At 74.4% G+C, this 21,403-nt stretch carries 6 protein-coding genes; all 6 read left to right on the top strand.

Annotation, left to right across the window (positions count from 1 at the left end; translation table 11 throughout):
• On the top strand, positions 1–1,662 hold a 1,662-nt coding region (locus AB0G11_RS20010; protein WP_357587339.1), incomplete at its 5' end, for an acyl-CoA dehydrogenase.
• A 69-nt stretch (positions 1,663–1,731) separates the two neighbouring features.
• Positions 1,732–3,567: a BTAD domain-containing putative transcriptional regulator gene (locus AB0G11_RS20005; protein ID WP_357587337.1), complete on the top strand. Its 1,836-nt coding sequence runs from the start codon at positions 1,732–1,734 to the stop codon at positions 3,565–3,567.
• Positions 3,568–3,682: 115 nt separating this feature from the next.
• A complete protein-coding gene (locus AB0G11_RS20000; RefSeq protein WP_357587335.1) occupies positions 3,683–3,892 on the top strand; it encodes an MbtH family NRPS accessory protein in 210 nt (69 codons plus the stop codon).
• A 68-nt stretch (positions 3,893–3,960) separates the two neighbouring features.
• Entirely contained in the window at positions 3,961–14,985 is an 11,025-nt protein-coding gene (locus AB0G11_RS19995) for an amino acid adenylation domain-containing protein (RefSeq protein ID WP_357587333.1), read from the top strand.
• Positions 14,986–14,995: 10 nt separating this feature from the next.
• Complete coding sequence (locus AB0G11_RS19990) at positions 14,996–20,107, top strand: amino acid adenylation domain-containing protein (protein ID WP_357587331.1); 5,112 nt, start codon at positions 14,996–14,998, stop codon at positions 20,105–20,107.
• The gene (locus AB0G11_RS19985) at positions 20,104–21,399 is read left to right on the top strand and encodes an MFS transporter (RefSeq protein WP_357587329.1); all 1,296 of its coding nucleotides are present in this window, start codon (positions 20,104–20,106) and stop codon (positions 21,397–21,399) included. Before AB0G11_RS19990 ends, AB0G11_RS19985 begins: the two co-directional genes overlap by 4 nt.
• The last annotated feature ends 4 nt before the right edge of the window (positions 21,400–21,403 follow it).

Below are 21,403 nucleotides of genomic sequence, written 5' to 3'. Positions count from 1 at the left end.
GCAGGTTCGCCACCACCAGCGCCACCACCACGACCGCCGCCGCCACCGGCCCCCCCCCCGTGCCCCCCCCCCCCGGGCCCCCCCGCGGTCCTGGCCGCCGACGAGCGGGGCGAGCTGCTGGCCGCCGGGGAGGCCGTCCTCGACGGGGCGCGGCTGGCCGACCGGTTCGTCCCGGCCTCGCTCGGCGGCGCCTTCGTCGACGTGAACGGCCTCGTCCAGGAGATGCGGGCGGTCTTCAGGCGCGATCCCACGCTGGGCATCGGCTACGGGGTGACGAGCTTCATCGCCGCGGTCCCGGTGTGGACGGCGGGCGACGCCGCCCAGCGCGCGTGGCTGGCCGGGCGGCTGCTCGGCGGCGACCGGGCGGCGGCGGCGTTCACCGAGCTGGCCCACGGCGCCGACTTCTCGCGCATGTCGATGCGCGCCGAGGCGCACGGCGACAGCCTGGTGATGACCGGGACCAAGCAGCTCATCAACAACATCGGCCGGGCCCGCGCCGTCACCGTGTTCGCCCGCACCCGCGACGATCCCGGCAGCCGCAGCCACTCCATGCTGCTGGTCGACCTGGCCGGCACCCGCGACTACCGCATCCTGCCCCGCCACCACACGTCCGGGCTGCGCGCCACCCCGCTGGCCGGGGTGGCGTTCGACGGCAGCCGGGTGCCCGCGGACGCGCTGCTCGGCGAGCCCGGCACCGGCCTGGAGACCGCGCTGCGCGCCTTCCAGGTGACGCGGATCGCGCTGCCCGCCATCGCGCTCGGCGCCCTGGACACCCAGCTCCGGCTGGCGTTGAGCTTCGCGGGGGAGCGGGTGCTCTACGGCCGGCCGGTGGCCGACATCCCGGTCACCCGCGACTGCCTGGTGGGCGTCTTCGCCGACCTCCTGGTGTGCGACGCGTTCGGCGCGGTGGCCGGGCGCGCCCTGCACCTGCTGCCCGAGCAGACCAGCGTGCTCGCGGCGGCCTGCAAGTACGTGGTGTGCGCCCTGCTCGACTCGGCCTCCTACGACCTCTTCACGATCCTCGGCGCGCGCTCGTACCTGCGGGAGGGCCCCTACGGGATCTTCCAGAAGTATCACCGGGATCTCGCCGTGGCCGCGCTGGCCCATTCGAGCAGCGCCGCCTGCCTGGCGACGATCATCCCGCAGTTGCCCCGGCTGGCGCGGCGGAGCTGGCTGCGCGCCGACGCCGGGCCGGACGAACTGTTCGACCTCGGCTCCGCGCTGCCCGAGCTCGACTTCGACAGGCTGGCTCCGGACGCGCGGGGCCGCGACAGCCTGACCGCCGCGCTGTCGCGGATCGAGGACGCCGAGCTGCGGGCGTTCTTCCTCGACCGGCTGGCCGAGCTGCGCACGCGCTGCGAGGAGCTGCCGCCGGGCGAGCGGACCGTGACGGCCTCGGCGGACACGTTCGCGCTGGCCGAGCAGTACGCGTTCACGCTGGCCGCCGCCGCGTGCGCGGGCGTGACGGCGGCGCGGGCCGGCGACTTCGGCGCCGCCTGGCAGCGGGTCGCCCTGCGCCGGATCGCCGCCCGCCTCGGGGCGCCCGCCCGGCCGGCGGGCGAGGCGGGCGAGGTGATGTTCGCCGAGCTGCTGGCCCGGCACGAGGACTCGCGCACCTTCGACGTGATCCCCCGGCGGCTGGCCAGGCACGGACGCCGGTGACGACCCGAGACGAGCTTCGTGATGAAAGGTGATGGGGTGCTGCACTTTCGCATACTCGGCCCGATAACGGTGAGCGGGGCGTCGGGGCCGGTCGAACTCAGCGCCACCAAGATCCGTACGCTGCTGGCGATCCTCCTGCTGTCGCGCTCGCGCATCGTGTCGGACTCCTGGATCGCGGAGATGCTGTGGGGGGAGGAGCTGCCCACCACCTCCGAGGCGCAGATCCAGATCTACGTCTCGCGGCTGCGGCAGAAGCTCGGCGTCTCCATCACCCGGCAGCGGCCGGGCTACCTCATGGAGGCCGACCCGGACGCGGTGGACCTGCTCGTCTTCGAGAAGCTCACCCGGCAGGGCAGGCACCTGCTGGAGAAGGGAGCGGCGGGCGAGGCGGCGCGCGTGCTGGGCGAGGCGCTGGCACTCTGGCGCGGCCCTGCGCTGTCCGGCGCCACCGACCTGCTCACCGCCGTGGAGCGGCCCCGCCTGGAGGAGGCCAAACTCGCCACCCTGGAGGACCGCGTCGACGCCGACCTGCTCCTGGGCCGGCACAGCGGCCTGGTGTCGGAGCTGACCGGGCTGGTGTCCAGGCACCCGTGGCGCGAGCGCCTGCGCGGCCAGCTCATGCTGGCCCTGCACCGCTCGGGCCGGCAGGCCGACGCGATCAACGTCTACGAGGACCTGCGCGGCCTGCTCGCCGACGACCTGTCCACCGAGCCCGGCCAGGAGCTGCGCGAGCTGTACGGCAAGGTGCTCGTCGGCGACCCGGCGCTCGACGCGGCCGGGGAGCGCGCTACGGTCACCACGCGCCTGCGCCCCGGCCAGCTCCCGCCCGACGTGGGCGACTTCACCGGCAGGTCCGCGGAGTCCGCCGAGCTCAGCGCCTCGCTCGGCAGCAAGGGCGGCCAGGGCGTCACGGTGGGCTCGGTCGTCGGCGGCATGGCCGGGGTGGGCAAGACCGCGCTGGCCGTCCACGTCGCCTACCAGGTCCTCGACCGCTACCCGGACGGGCAGCTCTTCGTCGACCTCGGCGGGCTGCGGGCCCGCCCGGTGTCGCCGTTCGACGCGCTCGGCGAGATGCTGCTGTCGCTCGGCGTGGACGCCTCGGCGGTGCCCGCCTCGTTCGAGGAGCGCGTCCGCCTCTACCGGAGCCGGATGATCCACCAGCGGATCATGGTGGTGCTCGACGACGCGGCCGGTGAGCAGCAGGTCCGCCCGCTGCTGCCGCCGGGCCCGAGGAGCGCCGTCCTGGTGACCGGCCGGGCGCGGCTGGTGCTCGCCGGGATGCCGGCACTGGACCTGTACGTGCCGGCCGAGCGGCACGCCGTCGACCTGCTCGGCCGGATCATCGGCGCCGGCCGCGTCCAGGCGGAGCCGGAGGAGGCCGCGCGCATCGCCGCGTTCTGCGGCCGGCTGCCGCTGGGCGTCCGCCTGGCCGGCATGCGCCTGGTGGCCAAGCCGCACTGGTCGCTGGGCCAGCTCGCCCAGCGGCTGGCCGACCCCCGGCAGCGGCTGGCGGAGCTGGGCGCCGCCGATGCCACGCTCCGGGACCGGCTGGGCCGCAGCTACCTGGCGCTGGCGCCGGACACCCAGCGGGCCCTGCGGCTGCTCGTGCTGCTCGACGTGCCCGCCTTCACGCTGTGGATGGCGGCCGTCGTCCTCGACACCAAGGTCACCCGGGCCCGCGACCTGGTCGAGCAGCTGCTGGACGCCCGGCTGCTGGAGAGCGTGCCCGGCACGCACGGGATGTCCGCGCAGTACCGCTTCCACCCGCTGGTCCGCGCGCTCGCGCTGGACTTCGCCGTGCGGGAGGACTCCTCACTGGACCGCCAGGCGGCCCTGGCCCGGATGACGGCCGCCTCCATCCAGATGGACGGCATCGGCTTCCGCGAGATCGCCCCGGCCCAGTGATCAAGAAAGACCAGTGAATCAGGAGACATCCGTATAGGGCGGATATGGCGGAGGCGTCGAGACTCCTCGCGACGACCACGCCGGCGCACCGGCGCCGCGCAGCGAGGAGTTCCCCATGACCGAGCAGCCAACCGCCGCCCCGTTCCTCGTCGTGCTCAACGACGAGGAACAGCATTCGATCTGGTGGGCCGACCGGGCTCTCCCGGCCGGCTGGAGACCCGAAGGGTTCACCGGGACCCGCGAGGAATGCCTCGCCCACATCGGGCGCGTGTGGACCGACATGCGCCCCGCGAGCCTGCGCCGCGAGACGGGCGCCCCCGTATAGGGCCCGTATAGGCGCTGATCCAAGGCTCGTTCTCTGATGGCCGACCACCTGTCTAGGGAGCAACGGGGATGAGCAACGAGCCAGTCTCGAATTCCGCTCGTGAGGAGCTGATCCGCCGGAGCCTTGAAGCCCGGCGAGCGCGCCGGGGATCACCCGCCGCGGGCATACCCCTGACCGATCGCAACGCGCGCCTTCCGCTGTCGTTCGGCCAGCAGCAGCTCTGGTTCCTCAACCGGCTGGAGACCAGCAACCCGGAGTACCTCGTCCCCGTCGCGTGGCGGCTGCGCGGGCCGCTCGACGTGGCCGCCCTGGTGGAGGCGTGGCGGGAGGTGCTCGCCCGGCACGAGATCCTGCGCACCCGCTACCGCATGGCCGGGACCGAGCCCGTCCAGGTCGTCGACGCCCCCGGCGACCTGCGGCTGACGTCGCTGGACCTGTCCGCCCGCGAGGACCGGGACGCCGCCGTCGCGGAGCTCAGCGAGCGGGAGGCGCTGGTCCCGTTCGACCTGGAGCACGAGTGGCCGGTCCGGGCCACGCTGGCCCGGCTGGCCGACGACGACCACGCGCTGATCGTCGTCCTGCACCACATCGCCTGCGACGCCTGGTCGCTGGCCGTCCTGACCGCCGAGCTCGGCGAGCTGTACGCGGCCCGCCACGAGGGACGCCCGCCGACGCTGGCCCCGCTGGCCGTCCAGTACGCCGACTACGCGGCCTGGGAACGCGCCCAGGACGCCGAGCACCAGCGGCACCTCCGCTACTGGCGGCAGCGCCTGGACGGCATGGAGCCGCTCGACCTGCCCGCCGACCGGCCCCGGCCGAGTCACCGCGACCCCGCCGGGGACGTCCTCGGCTTCGAGATCCCCGGCGACCTGGCCGCCCGGCTCCGCGACCTGGCCCGCGACCGCGGCACCACGCTGTTCACCGTCCTGCTGACCGCCTTCCACGTGCTGCTCTCGCGCTACACCGGCAAGACCGACATCCCCGTGGGCACGATGGTCTCCGGCCGCTCCCGCCCCGAGCTGCGCGAGCTGATCGGCTACGGCATCAACAGCCTCGTCCTGCGCGCCCGCTGGGACGACGACGCCGCCTTCCAGGACCTGCTCGCCGACGCCCACGGCATGGTCGCCGACGCCTTCGACCACCAGGGCATCCCGTTCGCCCTCCTGGTGGACGAGCTGCAGCCGCAGCGCGACATGTCCAGGACCCCGCTGTTCCAGGTCGCCTTCACCCTGCAGCAGGGCGAGCGGGCCGGGCTGCGGCTGCCCGGCCTCACGGTCGCGCCGATCCCCGGCTCCTCCCGCTTCTCCCGCTTCGACCTGACCCTCCTGGTGGACGAGAGCGAGCACGACAGGCTGCCGGCCAAGCTGGAGTACGCGACCGCCCTGTTCGACCGGGACACCATGACGCGCATGGCCGGCAACTACGTCCGGCTCCTCCGGGCCGTCGCCGCCGACCCCGCCGCGCGGGCGGCCACGCTCGACTTCATCGGCGCCGAGGAGCGCGCGCTGCAGATCGGCGCCGCCGAGCAGCCGGTCATCGACGGCCGCGTCCACGAGCTGTTCGAACGGCAGGCCGCCCGCACCCCCGGCGCGACCGCCGTGGTGTTCGGGCAGACCCGGCTCACCTACGCCCAGCTCAACGCCGAGGCCAACCGGCTGGCCCGCCACCTGCGCGCCCTGGGCGCCGGGCCCGGCTCGCTGGTCGGCGTGTGCCTGGACAACGACCTCGCCCTCGTCCCCGCCCTGCTCGCGGTCCTCAAGTGCGGCGCCGCCTACCTGCCGCTGGACCCCGCCCAGCCGGCCGACCGGCTCGGCTTCATGGTCACCGACGCGGCGGCCCCCGTGCTCGTCACCTCGACCGCCCGCGCCCGTACCGTCGCCGGGTTCTACGAGGGCACGATCGTGGACGTCGACCGGGACCGCGAGCTTATCGCCGGCCACTCCGGCGACGACCTCGCCGTCCCCGGCACGGCCGACGACCTGATCTACGTCATCTACACCTCCGGCTCGACCGGGCGGCCCAAGGGCGTGTGCCTGTCCCACGCCAACGTGGTCCGGCTGCTGCGGAGCGCCGAGCGGCACTACCGCTTCTCCGCGGCCGACGTGTGGCCCCTGTGCCACTCCTACGCCTTCGACGTGTCCGTGTGGGAGCTGTGGGGCTCCCTGCTGTACGGCGGCACCCTCGTCGTGCCGCCCCGCGAGGTGACCCGTTCCCCCGAGGACCTGCTCGCCCTGCTGGCCGAGCACGGGGTGACGGTGCTGAACCAGACGCCGTCGGCCTTCCGCGGCCTGGTCGGCCTCGCCCGGCAGGGCCACCCGGGCCTCGACCGGCTGAGGCTGCGCGCGGTCGTGTTCGCCGGGGAGAAGCTGGAGATCTCCGAGCTGGAGCCGTGGGTCGCCAGGTTCGGCCTGCGCTGCCCCGTCCTGGTCAACATGTACGGCATCACCGAGACGACCGTGCACACCACCTACCACGAGGTGAACGAGGCCGACCTGCGGCCGGGCGCCGGCAACGCCGTGGGCCGCCCGCTCGCCGACCTGCGCGTCCACCTGCTGGACCAGTGGGGGAACCTGGTGCCGATCGGCGTCCCCGGCGAGATCCACGTCGGCGGGCCCGGCGTCGCCCGCGCCTACCTCAACCGGCCGGCGCTCACCGCCGAAAAGTTCGTCCCCGACCCCTTCGGCGCGCACCCGGGCGCCCGCATGTACCGCAGCGGCGACCTGGCCCGCAGGCTCCCCGACGGCAGCCTCGAATTCCTCGGCCGCATCGACCACCAGGTCAAGCTGCGCGGCTACCGCATCGAGCTGGGCGAGATCGAGGCCGTGCTCACCCGGCACCCCGGCATCAGCGAGGCCGTCGTCCTGCTCAGGGAGAGCGGCTCCGCCGGGGACAAGCAGCTCGTCGGCTACCTGATCAGCGACGGCGGCGACGTCCCGCCCCCGGCGGAGCTGCGCGAGTTCCTCGCCCGCGACCTGCCCGAGTACATGGTCCCCTCGGCCTTCGTCGTGCTGGACCGCTTCCCGCTGACCAACAACGGCAAGCTCGACCGCGCCGCCCTGCCCGCGCCCGGCCGCGCCGAGCTGGGCACCCGGGGCGACTACCTGGCCCCGCGCGACAGCGTGGAGGAGCGGATCGCCGCCATCTGGAGCGACGTGCTCGGCGTGGACAAGGTCGGCGTGCACGACGGGTTCTTCGACATCGGCGGCGACTCGATCCGCGCGGTGGCGCTCGCGGGCGCGCTGCGCGAGGCCGGGTTCGACGTCGGCGTCAGCGACCTGTTCGAGCACCGCAGCGTCGCCGCGCTGGCCGCCGCCGTCGGCGCGCCCCAGGACGACGCGCCCGAACAGGGGTACGTGCGGCCGTTCGAGCTGATCTCGCCGGCGGACCGGGCCAAGGTCCCCGCCGGGGTCGCCGACGCGTACCCGCTCTCCCGGGTGCAGGCCGGGATGGTCGCCGAGATGATGGCCGACCAGGAGCTGCGCGTCTACCACAACGCCACGTCGTTCCGGATCCGCGACGGGGCGCCGTTCTCCCCCGAGGCGTTCCGTGAGGCGGCCGCGATCCTCGTCGCCCGCCACGAGGCGCTGCGCACGGCCATCGACATGACCACGTACAGCGTGCCGATGCAGCTCGTCCACCGGGAGGCGGAGATGTCCGTCACCACGGCGGACCTCGGCGACCTCGACGACGCCGGCATCGAGCGGGCGATGCGCGCCTACGTCGAGGCCGAGCGGGCCCGCCCGTTCGAGGACCTGGGCCGGCCGTGCCTGATCCGGCTGGCCGCCCACACCTGCGCGGACGGCTCGTGGTGGCTGTCGGTCACCGAGCACCACGCGGTGATGGAGGGCTGGAGCCACCACTCGATGCTGATGGACCTGCTGGGCTGCTACCGGCGGCTGCGCGACGGCGCCGAGCCGGAGCCGTGGGAGGCCCCCCGGCTGCGTTACGCCGACTTCATCGCCGCCGAGCTGCGCTCGCTGGAGTCGGAGGAGAGCCGGGGCTACTGGCGCGACATCGTCCGCGGCCACCCGAAGTTCGCCGTGACGCCCGGAACGGGCGAGGCCGAGCGGAGCAGCCACACGGCCGTCGTCTCCTTCCTCGACCTGGAGCCCGGGCTGCGCGCGCTGGCGGACGCCGCCGGCGCCCCGATGAAGAGCGTGCTGCTGGCCGCGCACCTCAAGGTGCTCAGCCAGCTCACCGAGGAGGAGTCGTTCCTGGCGGGCGTGGTGTTCCACGGCAGGCCCGAGGTGACCGGCGCGGAGCACGTGTACGGCATGTACCTCAACACGCTGCCGTTCGCCCACGAGACCGGCGCCCGGACCTGGCGGGACCTCGTCGAGCGGACCTTCGCCGGCGAGCGCACGATGTGGCGGCACCGCCAGTTCCCGATGCCCGCGATCCAGGAGCTGGCCGGTGGCGGGCGGCTGCTGGACACCATGTTCGTCTACCTGGACTTCCACCAGGTCGACACCGGGCTGGTGGACTACCTGGCCAGCATCGACGACAGCCCGACGGAGTTCCCGCTCGGCGTGGCGGTGCGCGTCGGGCACATCGGGATCAGCGTCGACACCAGCGTCATCAGCAGGGCCGACGCCGACCGGCTGACCCAGATGTACCGCAAGGTGCTCGCCGCGATGGCGGCGGACCCCGGCGGCGACGCCGTCGCCACGTTCCTGCCCGACGGCGACGAGGCGCTGATGGCCGCCTTCAGCGGCGACGAGCAGATCACCGCGCCGGCCGCGCGGGTGCACGAGCTGTTCGAGCGGCAGGCCGCGCGCACCCCGGACGCCGTCGCCGTCGTGTCCGGCGGCACCGAGCTGACCTACGCCGAGCTCGACCGGCGCGCCAACCGCTGCGCCCACCGCCTCATCGAGCTGGGAGCCGGGCCGGAGACGCTGGTCGGCGTGTGCCTCGACCGGGGCCCCGACCTCGTGCCCACCCTGCTCGGCGTGCTCAAGTCCGGCGCCGCGTACCTGCCGCTGGACCCGCAGCAGCCGCACGAGCGGGTGAACTACATCCTGGCCGACTCCGGCGCGCCGATCGTGGTCACCGACGAGGGCCGCGCCGCGGACCTGCGCGGCGCGCTCGTCCTCGGCGACGTGTCGGGCTACCCCGGCACCGCCCCGGCCGCGCCGGGATCGGCCGGCGACCTGTGCTACGTCATCTACACCTCGGGCTCGACCGGACGGCCGAAGGGCACCGGCGTCACCCACGCCAACGTCACGAGCCTGTTCGAGGCCACCGCGCGGCACTTCGACTTCGGCCTCGGCGACGTGTGGACCCTGTTCCACTCCTACGCCTTCGACTTCTCCGTCTGGGAGCTGTGGGGCGCGCTCTTCCACGGCGGCACGGTCGTCGTGCCGTCCCTCGAACAGGTGCGCTCCCCGGACGACTTCGTCGACCTGCTGGTCCGCCACCGGGTGAGCGTGCTGAACCAGACGCCGTCGGCGTTCCGCTCGCTCGTCGCCCTGGCCAGGGACGGCGACCCCCGGCTGGACCGGCTGGCCCTGCGCTACGTGGTGTTCGGCGGCGAGAAGCTGGAGATCGCCGAGCTGCGGCCGTGGACGTCCCGGTTCGGGCTGTCCCGTCCGGCCCTGGTGAACATGTACGGCATCACCGAGACGACCGTGCACACCACGTTCCACCGGATCACCGAGGCCGACCTGGAGCCGGGCGCGGGCAACCCGATCGGCAGGCCGCTGGCCGACGGCCGGGTCCACCTGCTCGACCGGCACGGCGCCCCGGTCCCGGTCGGCACGCCCGGCGAGATCCACATCAGCGGCCTGGGCGTGGCGCGCGGCTACCTCGGCAACCCCGCGCTGACCGCGCAGCGGTTCGTGCCGGACCCGTTCGGCGACGGCGGCGTGCTCTACCGCAGCGGCGACCTGGGCCGGTGGCGCCCCGACGGCACCCTGGAGTTCCTCGGCCGCGCCGACGACCAGGTCAAGCTGCGCGGCTACCGGATCGAGCTGGGCGAGATCTCCTCGGCCCTGGCCGCGCACCCGGCGGTCGCGGAGGCGGCGACCGTCCTGGAGGGCGGCGCCGACCCGAGGCTCGTGTCGTACGTGGTGGCCGCCCCGGAGACGGACGTCGCCGAGCTGCGCGGGTTCGTGTCCGGGCGGCTGCCCGGCTACATGGTCCCGTCGGTGATCATGGTGATCGACCGGCTGCCCGTGACGGCCAACGGGAAGCTGGACCGCCGGGCGCTGCCCGCGCCGGAGGCGGCCGCCCCGGTCGTCAGCCGCGCGCCGCGCACGCCCCGCGAACAGGTGCTGTGCGACCTGTTCGCCGAGGTCCTGGGCGTCGAGCGGGTGGGCGTCGACGACGGCTTCTTCGACGCGGGCGGCAACTCGCTGTCGGCCGTCCGCCTGGTGTCCAGGGTGCGCGCCGTGCTCGGCGTGGAGCTGCCCATCCGGCTGGTCTTCGAGGCGCCGACGGTCGCCGCGCTGGCCGGGCACCTGGCCGAGGCGTCCGGGCGCGTCCAGCCGCCGCTGCGGCCCGTGGCCAGGCCCGACGTGCTGCCGCTGTCGTTCGCGCAGCGCAGGCTGTGGTTCCTCAACCGCATGGAGGGCCCGAACGCGACCTACAACATCCCCGCCGCGCTGCGGCTGACCGGGCCGCTGGACGCCGGCGCGCTGCGGCAGGCGTTCGCGGACGTGCTGGCCAGGCAGGAGAGCCTGCGCACGGTGTTCCCGGAGGTGGACGGGGTGCCGCGCCAGGAGATCGTGCCGGACGCCGCGATCGACCTGCCGTGCGCCGACGTCGAGCCCGGGCGGCTCCGCGCGGTGCTGACCGAGGCGGCCGCAGAGGGCTTCGACCTGGCCACCGAGCTGCCCGTCCGCGCGCGGCTGTTCCGGCTGTCGGCCGAGGAGAACGTGCTGCTCATCGTCGTGCACCACATCGCGGGCGACGCCCTGTCGATGGGCCCGCTCGCCCGCGACCTGGCGGCGGCCTACTCCGCCCGCGTGCGCGGCACGGCCCCCGGATGGGAGCCGCTGCCCGTCCAGTACGCCGACTACGCCCTGTGGCAGCGGGAGGTGCTCGACTCGGCCGACGAGCTGGTCGCGTACTGGTCGAAGACGCTGGCCGGGCTGCCCGACGAGATCGCGCTGCCCGCCGACCGGCAGCGCCCCGCCGTGTCGTCGCACCGGGGCGCGTCCGCCGAGCTGCGCGTCGACGCCGACACCCACCGGGCGCTGGCCGCCGTCGCGGCCGAGCACCGGGTCACCCTCTTCATGGCGCTGCAGGCAGGGCTGGCCGCGCTGCTCACCCGCCTGGGCGCCGGCACCGACATCCCGATCGGCTCCCCGGTCGCCGGCCGCACCGACCAGGCGCTCTCCGACCTGGTGGGGTTCTTCGTGAACACGCTGGTGCTGCGCAACGACACCTCGGGCAACCCGTCGTTCCGCGAGCTGCTGGCGCGGGTCAGGGAGACCGACCTCGGCGCCTTCGCCCACCAGGACCTGCCCTTCGAACGGCTGGTCGACCTGGTCGCGCCGGAGCGGTCGGCGGGCCGCCACCCGCTGTTCCAGGTGATGCTCAGCCTCGCGCCGGACGAGCACGCCACACTCGACCTGCCCGGCCTCGACGTCGCCCCGGTGCCGTTCGAGGAGGGCGTGGCCAAGTTCGACCTGCTCGTCCAGCTCACCGAGCACCGCACCGCCACCGGCGACCCGGCCGGCCTGAGCGGCGAGCTGAACTACGCCACCGACCTGTTCGACGCGGCCACCGCGCGGCGGCTGGCCACGCTGCTGGGCCGGCTCCTCACCGCCGTCGCCGCCGATCCCGACCGGCCGCTCGGCCACACCGCGCTGCTCACGGACGGCGAGCTGGATCAGGTCCTGGTCCGCTGGAACGACACCGCCCGGCCCGGGATCGCGCGGACGCTGCCCGAGCTGTTCGAGGCCGCCGCCGCCCGCACCCCCGGCGCGCCGGCGCTGGTCCTCGGCGACACCGAGCTGACCTACGCGCAGCTCGACGCCCGCGCCAACGGGCTGGCCAAGGCGCTGATCGAGCGCGGCGCGGGCGCCGAACGGCTGATCGCCGTGCTCGCCCCCGCCTCCGTCGAACTGGTGGTGGCGCTCCTCGCCGTCGCCAAGTCCGGATCCGCGTACGTCCCGATCGACCCGGACCACCCGGACGCGCGGATCGCCCAGGTGCTGGCCGCCGCCGAGCCCGCGTTCGTGCTGGCCGCGCCCGGCCTGGCCGCCCGCGTCCCGGACGGCCACGCCGTCGTGCCGATCGAGGACGTCCCCGCCACGGCGGACAAGCCGCGCCCGCCGATCGCGCTGGACCAGCCCGCCTACGTCATCTACACCTCGGGCTCCACCGGCACGCCCAAGGGCGTCGTGGTCACCCACCGCGGGCTGGCGTCCCTGGCCGCCGACAACATCGAGCGGTACGGGATCACCGGCACGTCACGGGTGCTGCAGTTCGCCTCCTTCGGGTTCGACGCCTCCGTCGCCAACATGCTGATGGCGTGGGCGGCGGGCGCCGCGCTCGTCCTGCGCCCGCTGGACTGCCTGGGCGGCGACCGGCTCGCCGAGCTGATCGACGGCGCCAGCGTGACGCACGCGGTGCTGCCGCCCCAGGTCCTGGCGACGCTGCCCGAGCGCCCGTACCCGAGCTGGGAGACCGTGGTCACGGCGGGGGAGGCGTGCTCCGCCGAGGTGGTCGCCCGCTGGGCCCCCGGGCGCCGCATGTTCAACGCCTACGGCCCCACCGAGTTCACCGTGGCCGCGCTGGTCGCCGCCGCGCCGCCCGGCGCCGCCCCGCCGATCGGCACGCCGCTGCTCAACGCGCACGTGTACGTGCTGGACGAGCACTTCCAGCCGATGCCCGTGGGCGTGCCCGGCGAGCTGTACCTGGCGGGCGACGGGCTGGCGCGCGGCTACCTGCACCGGCCGGACCTGACCGCCGACCGGTTCGTGCCCTGCCCGTTCGGCGCGCCCGGCGAGCGGATGTACCGCACCGGCGACGTCGTCCGGTGGCGGGAGGACGGGCAGGTGGAGTTCCTCGGCCGCGCCGACGAGCAGGTCAAGATCCGCGGCTTCCGGATCGAGCCCGGCGAGGTCGAGGCGGTGCTGAACGAGCGCGCCGACGTCACCACCAGCGTCGTCGTGGCGCGCGAGGACCAGCCGGGCGTCAAGCGCCTGGTCGCCTACGTCGTCCCGGCGGGGGAGGCGGCGAGCCCGGACGAACTGCGCGCTCACCTGGCCGCCCTGCTGCCGGACTACCTCGTCCCGTCGGCGGTCATGCACCTCGACGCGATCCCGCTGACCCCCAACGGCAAGCTCGACCGCCGGGCGCTGCCCGAGCCGTGGTCGCGGAACCTGGCCGCGCACCGCGCCCCCCGCACCCCGCAGGAGGAGCTGCTGTGCGGCCTGGTCGCCGACGTGCTCGGCCTGGAGCGGGTCGGCCTCGACGACGGGTTCTTCGAGCTCGGCGGCGACAGCATCATGACGATCCAGCTCGCGGCGCGGGCGCACCGGGCGGGCTGGCAGCTGACGCCCCGGGACGTCTTCACCCACCGGACGATGGAGGCGCTGGCCGCAGCCATGCGCCCCGCTCCGGCCGGGGTCACCGAGGACCCCGCGGAGGCCGTCGGCGACGTGCCGCTCACGCCCATCATCGCCTGGCTGGCCGAGCGGCACGGCTCGATCGACGCCCACCACCAGTCGGCGTTCCTGCCCACGCCCCCGGGCGTCCGCCTGGACCTGGTCACCCAGGGGCTCCAGGCGCTGCTCGACCACCACGACGCCCTGCGGATGAGGCTGTCGCGGACCGGCGGGCAGTGGCGGCTCACGGTGCCGGAGAAGGGCGCCCTCGACGCCGCGACCTGCGTACGCCGGGTGGACGCGACCGGCCTCGACGCGACCGGCCTCGACGGCGGCGGGCTGGACGGGGGCGGGCTCGACGAGGCCGCGCTCGCCCGGCACGGGCACGCGGCCGTGGCCGGCCTGGACGTGGACGCGGGCGTGATGGTGCGCGCCGTCTGGTTCGACCACGGCCCGGACCGCGAGGGCCGGCTGCTGCTGGTGCTGCACCACCTGGTCGTCGACGGCGTCTCCTGGCGGATCCTGCTGCCCGACCTGCACGCCGCCTGGACGGCGCTGGCCGCCGGCGAGCCGGTCGAGCTGGACCCGGTGCCGTCCTCGTTCCGCCGGTGGGCGCGTCGCCTGCGCGAGCTGGCCGGCGACCCGGCCAGGGAGGCGCAGCTCCCGTTCTGGACCGACGTGCTCGCCACGCCGGACCCCCTCCTCGGCAGCCGCCCGCTCGACCCGGTGCGCGACACCTCCGACCGGACGGCCGACGTGCGCGTGACCCTGCCCGCCGAGGTGACGGAACCGCTGCTGACCAGCGTGCCCGCGGCCTTCCACGGGCGCGTCAACGACGTCCTGCTCACCGGGCTCGGGCTCGCCGTCTCGCAGTGGCGGTCCCGGCGCGCGGCGGCCCTGGCGGCACCGACCGCCGTCCTGCTGGACCTGGAAGGGCACGGCCGCGAGGACATCGCCGGCGACGTCGACCTGTCGCGCACGGTCGGCTGGTTCACCAGCCTCTTCCCCGTGGCCGTCGACCCGGGCCCGGCCGACTGGGCGGCCGTCCGCGCCGGCGAGCCGGCCGTCGGCCTGGCCATGAAGCGGGTCAAGGAGCAGCTCCGCGCCGTCCCCGAGAACGGCATCGGCTTCGGGATGCTGCGCCACCTCAACCCCGGCACCGCGCCCCGGCTGGCCGGGCTGCCCGCCCCGCAGATCGGCTTCAACTACCTCGGCCGGATCCAGCGCGCCGGCGAGGAGGCGCCGCCCGCGGCCCCCCGCCCGCGACTGGCCGTGGGGCACCCGCTGGAGATCAACGCCGTCACGTACGACCTGCCCGCCGGCCCGCGGCTGGAGGCCACGTGGACCTTCCCGGCGGACTGGATCGACAGGAAGGACGTGGAAGAACTCGCCGAGCTGTGGACCGAGGCCCTGCGGGGCCTGGTCACGCACGTGCGGCGGGGTGACGCGGGCGGCCACACCCCGTCCGACCTGCCGCTGCTCGAACTGAGCCAGGAAGAAATTGACGATCTTGCCACCGAATGGGACAACGAATGAGAGTCCGCTCATGAAGCGCCGAGGTCTGGCCGATTACCTGCCCCTGTCGCCGCTCCAGGAGGGAATGCTGTTCCATTCCCTCTACGACCACGACGCCGTCGACGTCTACATGCCGCAGACGGTCCTGGAGTTCCACGGCGAGCTCGACATCGAGGCGCTGCGCGTCGCCGTCCGCGCCCTGCTGGAACGCCACGTCAACCTGAAGGCCTGCTTCCGCACCCGCAAGAACCGGGGCGCGCCGGTGCAGTTGATCCCCGTCGACGTGGAGGTGCCGCTGCGCCGGATCGAGCTGGCCGACCTGCCCGAGGCCGACCGGGACGCCGAGCTGGAACGGCTGCTCCTGGCCGACCAGGCCGAGCGGTTCGACCTGGCGAAGCCGCCGCTGCTGCGGATCATGGTGATCCGCTGCGCCGAGGGCAGGACGCTGCTGGTGCTCACGCACCACCACATCCTGATGGACGGCTGGTCGGCGCCGCCGCTGTTCAGGGACCTGCTCACCCTCTACCGGCAGCACGGCGACCCGGCCGGGCTGCCGCCGGTGACCCCGTACAAGACCTACCTGGAGTGGCTGGCGCGGCAGGACGCCGACGCGGGGCGGCAGGCGTGGACGCGGGAGCTCCAGGGCCTGGACGAGCCGACGCTCGTCGCGCCCGAGCTCGGCGACCACATCCCGGGGCTGCCCGGCACGGTCACGGCCACGCTGAGCGCCGAGCTCACCGACGGCCTCACCCGGCAGGCGCGCCGGGCCGGGCTCACGGTCAACACCGTGGTCCAGGGCATCTGGGGGGTGGCCCTGGCCCGGCTGCTCGGCCGCGACGACGTGGTGTTCGGCGCGACCGTCTCCGGCAGGCCGCCGGAGATCGCGGGCGTCGAGGACATGGTGGGCCTGTTCATCAACACGGTGCCCGTCCGGCTGCGGATCACGCCGGGCGACTCGCTCGCCGACGTGTGCGGCCGGCTCCAGCGCACCCAGGCCGAGCTGCTGCCCCACCACCACCTCGGCCTGGTCGAGATCCAGAGGCTGGCCGGCGGCGGGACGCTGTTCGACACGCTGATGGTGTTCGAGAACTACCCGCCGGCGACCGACGCCGACCGCGACATGGGCGCGATGGTGAGCGTCGTGGGCACGGCGGGCACCGACGCCACCCACTACCCGCTGTCGCTCGCCGTGGCCCCCGGCACCGGCCTGGAGCTGCGGCTGGACTACCAGACCGACCTGTTCGAGCGGGAGTTCGCCGAGCGGGTCCTCGGCTGGCTGGTGCGGCTGGCGGAGTCGTTCGCCGACGACCCGGCCCGCCCGGTGTCCGGCGTGGACGTCCTGCACCCCGCCGAGCGCGAGCGGGTGCTGGTCACCAACAACGCCACCGCGCACGAGGTGCCGCGCGCCACCCTGCCCGAGCTGTTCGAGGCCCAGGCCGCCCGCACTCCCGACGCGGTCGCGGTCGTGGCCGGCGGCGCCGCGCTCACGTACGCGGAGCTCGACGAGCGCGCCGGCCGTCTCGCGGCCGAGCTCGCCGCGCGGGGGGCCGGGCCGGAGCGCCTGGTCGGCGTGGCGCTGCCGCGCTCGCCGGACCTGATCGTGGCGATCCTGGCGGTCCTCAAGTCGGGCGCCGCCTACGTGCCCGTCGACCCCGACTACCCGGCCGCCCGCATCGCCTACCTCGTGCGGGACGCCGCGCCCGCCGTCGTCGTCTCGCGCTCGGACGTGCTCGGCGGCGGCGACCTGCCCGACGGGGTCGACACCCTGCTGATCGACGGCGACCGCGCCGCCGACCCGCCCGCCGTCCGGCTGCCCGCGCCGGACCCGGCGAACCCCGCGTACGTGATCTACACCTCCGGGTCCACCGGGACGCCCAAGGGCGTCGTGGTCACCCACGCGAACGTGGCGAACCTGTTCCACGACCACCTGGCCGGCCTGTACCGCCCGCTCGCGGGCGACGGGCGGTTCCGGGTGGCGCTGGCCGCGTCGATCTCCTTCGACGCCTCGGTCGCCGGGCTGCTGTGGATGCTGGCCGGGCACGAGCTGCACGTCCTGGACGACGACTGCCGCTACGACCCCGCCGCGTTCGTCGCCTACGCGCGGGCCAACCGGCTCGACCTGGTCGACGTGACGCCGTCGTTCGCCGAGCAGCTCGTCGCCGCCGGCCTGCTGGCCGAGGCGCCCCCGAAGGTGCTGGTCGTGGGCGGCGAGCCGATGAGCGAGCCGCTGCTCGACGCCCTCGCGAGCGCCACCGGGACCGCCGTCTACAACTGTTACGGGCCGACGGAGGCCACGGTCGACGCGCTCTACCACCGGATGGCCGGCGAGCGCGAGCAGGTCATCGGCAGGCCGCTGTGGAACGTGCGCGCCTACGTGCTCAACGCCCACGGCCTGCCCGTGCCGATCGGGGTCACCGGCGAGCTGCACCTCGCGGGCGCCGGGGTGGCCAGGGGCTACCTCAACCGTCCCGGGCTCACGGCCGAGCGCTTCGTGCCCTGCCCGTTCGGCGCGCCGGGGGAGCGGATGTACCGCACCGGCGACCTGGTCCGCTGGCGCGACGACGGCACCGTGGAGTACCTGGGCCGCGCCGACGAGCAGGTCAAGATCCGCGGCTTCCGCGTCGAGCTCGGCGAGGTCGAGAACGCCCTGGTCCAGCACCCCGGCGTGGCGCAGGCCGTCGCCGTCGCGCGGGCGGACCAGCTCGTCGCCTACGTCGTCCCCTCGGGCGGCGACGACGACGCGGCCGGCCGCCAGGTCGAGGAGTGGCTGAAGCTCCACGAGTCCATCGAGCACACCGACCTGGAGGAGACCCCGTTCGGCACCGACTTCGGCGGCTGGGACTCCAGCTACACGGGGGAGCCGATCCCGCTCGACCAGATGGAGAGCTGGCGCGCCGCCGTGATCGCGCGCATCGCCGAGTACCGGCCCCGGCGCGTCCTGGAGATCGGCGTCGGCACCGGCCTGCTGCTGGCCAAGCTCGTGGACGACGTGGAGACCTACTGGGGCACCGACCTGTCGCCCTCCGCGATCGCGCTGCTCGGCGAGCACGTCAAGGCCCAGGGCCTGACCGACAAGGTACGGCTGCGCTCCCAGCCCGCCGACGTGACCGACGGGCTGCCGGCCGGGTTCTTCGACACCGTGATCCTCAACTCGGTCGTCCAGTACTTCCCCAACGGCGCCTACCTGCGGCAGGTGCTCAACCAGGCGATCGACCTGCTCGCCCCGGGCGGCAGGCTGTTCGTCGGCGACGTCCGCCGCGGCGAGACCCTCCGCGCGCTGCACACCGCGATCCAGTTCGGCAGGGAGAACAAGGCCGCCGACCAGGCCATGCTCGCCGGCGTCGAGCGGGCGATGCGGCTGGAGCGGGAGCTGGTGATCGACCCCGAGTTCTTCACCACCCTGGCCGAGGAGAACGGCAGCGTCGGCGCCGTCGACATCCGGCTCAAGCGCGGCGCCGACCACAACGAGCTGACCCGGCACCGCTACGAGGTCGTGCTGCACAAGACGCCCGTCCCCGGCCGGTCCGTGGAGGCGGTGCCCGAGCTCGTCTGGGGCAGGGACGTGCACGGCCTCGGCGACCTGGACGGGCGCCTCGGCCGGCCGGTCCGCGTGACCGGCATCCCGAACGCGCGCCTGGTCAACGAGGTCGCCGCGGCGCAGGCGCTCACGCAGGGCGTGTCGCCGGAGCTGGTGCGGGCGCAGCTGACCGCCCCCATCCCGGCCGCCGACCCCGAGGCGCTGCACGCCTGGGCGGCGAGGACCGGCCACTCCGTCTACCTGACCTGGTCGCGCGGCCGGGCCGACGCCTTCGACGCGGTCTTCCTGCCGCACGCGGCGGCGCCCGCCGCGCTCGACGGCCTCTACCTGGCCCGGGCGGACAGGCGGTGGCCGGACACGGTCAACGACCCCGCAGGCGCGCGCCGCACCGGCGAGCTCGCCGTGTCGCTGCGGCGCTTCGCCGGCGAATGGCTGCCCGGCCACATGGTGCCCGCCGCGATCGTCGTGCTGGACGCCTTCCCGCTCACCGCCAACGGCAAGCTCGACCGGGCCGCGCTGCCGGCGCCCGACCTGTCCGGCCTGGTGTCGAGCGGCGAGCCGCGCAACGCCAGGGAGGAGACCCTCTGCCGGCTGTTCGCCGAGGTGCTGGGGCTGGACCGGGTCGGCGTCGACGACGGGTTCTTCGAGCTGGGCGGCAACTCGCTGCTCGCGATCCGGCTCGCCGCGCGGATCCGCTCGGTGCTGGGCCACGAGCTGCCGGTGCGCGTCGTGTTCGAGGCCCCGACCGCCGCGGCGCTCGCCCGGCGGCTGGGCTCCGACGCCAAGGACGCCGGGCTGGGGGTGCTGCTCCCGCTGCAGACCGGGGGGAGCCGGCCGCCGCTGTTCTGCGTGCACCCGGCGGGCGGCCTGGCCTGGCCCTACGCGCGGCTCATCGGGATGCTCGACGCGGACCAGCCCATCTACGGCATCCAGGCGCGCGGCATCGCCCAGCCGGACCTGAGCCCGCGCTCGATCGGCGAGATGGCCGCCGACTACGCCCAGCAGCTGCGCACCGTCGCCCCCGAAGGCCCCTACCGCCTGCTGGGCTGGTCGTGGGGCGGCCGGATCGCCCACGAGGTCGCCGTGCACCTGCGCAGGTTCGGCCACCAGGTCGACCTGCTGGCGATGCTCGACGCCTACCCCGACGAGGAGCCGGGCGAGGTGCCGACCGAGGCCGAGTTCATCGGCAACATCCTGCGCGAGACCGGCGTCGACACCAGCGCCCTGGACGGCCGCCCGCTGTCGTTCGCCCTGCTGCGCGAGGTCCTCAGCGACATCGAGTCCCCGCTTCAGGCGATCAAGGACAACGGCGCGCCGCTGACGGACCTCGACGAGCCGACGCTGCGCTCGCTCTACCGCGTCTACCGCAACGAGGAGGGCATCGGATCTCAGCCGCCGGACGCCGCCTTCGACGGCGACCTGCTGTTCTTCACGGCGGCTGAGGGCAAGCCGGTGGCATCGCCGGGCGAGCTGTGGCGGCCGTACGTCGCCGGGAGCATCAAGGAGTACGAGATTTCCTGCGCACACCACCAGATGGCCGATCCGGGCCCGCTATCCGAGATCGCCGCCCTGCTGAAGGCCCACCTCGGGCAGGTGAACCGATGAGCGCCACCCAGTCCTCCGAGCCGGTCAAGGACCCGGTCGAGAGCCCCGTCGAGAACATCGTCCCGCTGGGCCGCAACCGGGACTTCATGCTCCTGTGGACCGGCGCCGGGTTCACCTCGCTCGGCGCCATGCTCACCATGACGGTCTACCCGCTGCTGGTGCTCTGGCAGACCGGGTCCACCGTGGCCACCGGCCTCATCGCGGCGGCGACCTCGCTGCCGCACCTGCTGGTCCAGGTGCCCGCGGGCGCGTTCGTCGACCGGTTCGACCGGCGGCGCCTGATGATCCTCTCGGACCTCGGGTGCGTGGTCACGGCCGCCAGCGTGCTCGTCGCCGTCCTCGCCGACGCGATCTGGCTGCCCCACCTGATCATCGCCGCGTTCGTCCAGGGCAGCCTCAGCATCTTCTACGAGCTGGCCGAGCGCTCCGCCGTGCGCAACCTGGTGCACGAGAGCCAGGTGCCGGTGGCGCTGAGCCGCAACGAGGCCCGGATGCAGGGCGTGAACATGCTGGCCAACCCGCTGGGCAGCTTCCTGTTCAGCCTGGTGCGCTGGACGCCGTTCCTGCTCACCGTGGTCATGCACGTGATCTCGCTGGTGCAGCTGCTGTTCATCCGCAAGAGCTTCCAGGCCGAGGGCGCGCCGCCGCCGCGCGGCAGGCTGTACGCGGAGATCCGCGAGGGCGTCCAATGGGTGTGGGGGCAGCCGTTCCTGCGGGCTGCGATGACGCTCATCTCCGCCAGCAACATGATCTTCATGGGGATGACGCTGACGCTGTTCGCCGTCATCCATGACGGCGGCCACTCGCCCGCCATCGTCGGCCTCGTCGTCACCGCGGGCGGCATCGGCGGCGTGGCCGGCGCGATGACCGCCACCATGTGGCGCCAGCGGGTGACCATGCGCACGCTCGTCTGCGGCGGGCTGCTCGTCTGGGCGATCTGCATCGCGCCGCTCGCGGTGGTCACCGACCCGTGGCCGCTGGCCGCGGTGTTCGCGCTCAACGGGTACGTGTCCGGCGTGTTCAACGTCGCCGGCTCCGTCTACACCATGCAGGTGACGCCCGACCACCTGTTCGGCCGCGTGCTGAGCGTGATGATGACGCTCGGCTCCGGCGCGAACTTCCTCGGCAGCCTGATCGCGGGCGCCGCGCTGAGCTGGTGGGGCGTGACGAACTCGGTGTTCGGCATGACCGCGATGATGGGCCTGCTCGTCGTCGCCGCCGTGCTCAACCCGTCGGTCCGCGACGTCGTCAACACACCGCACGGAGGGCGGCTGCCGAGCGGCGGCGCGTGACCGC

The organism is Nonomuraea sp. NPDC023979 (assembly GCF_040639085.1).
GTDB lineage: Bacteria > Actinomycetota > Actinomycetes > Streptosporangiales > Streptosporangiaceae > Nonomuraea > Nonomuraea ceibae.
The sequence above is the reverse complement of the archived record's forward strand: the minus strand, read 5'-3'. Positions and strand labels throughout refer to the sequence as shown.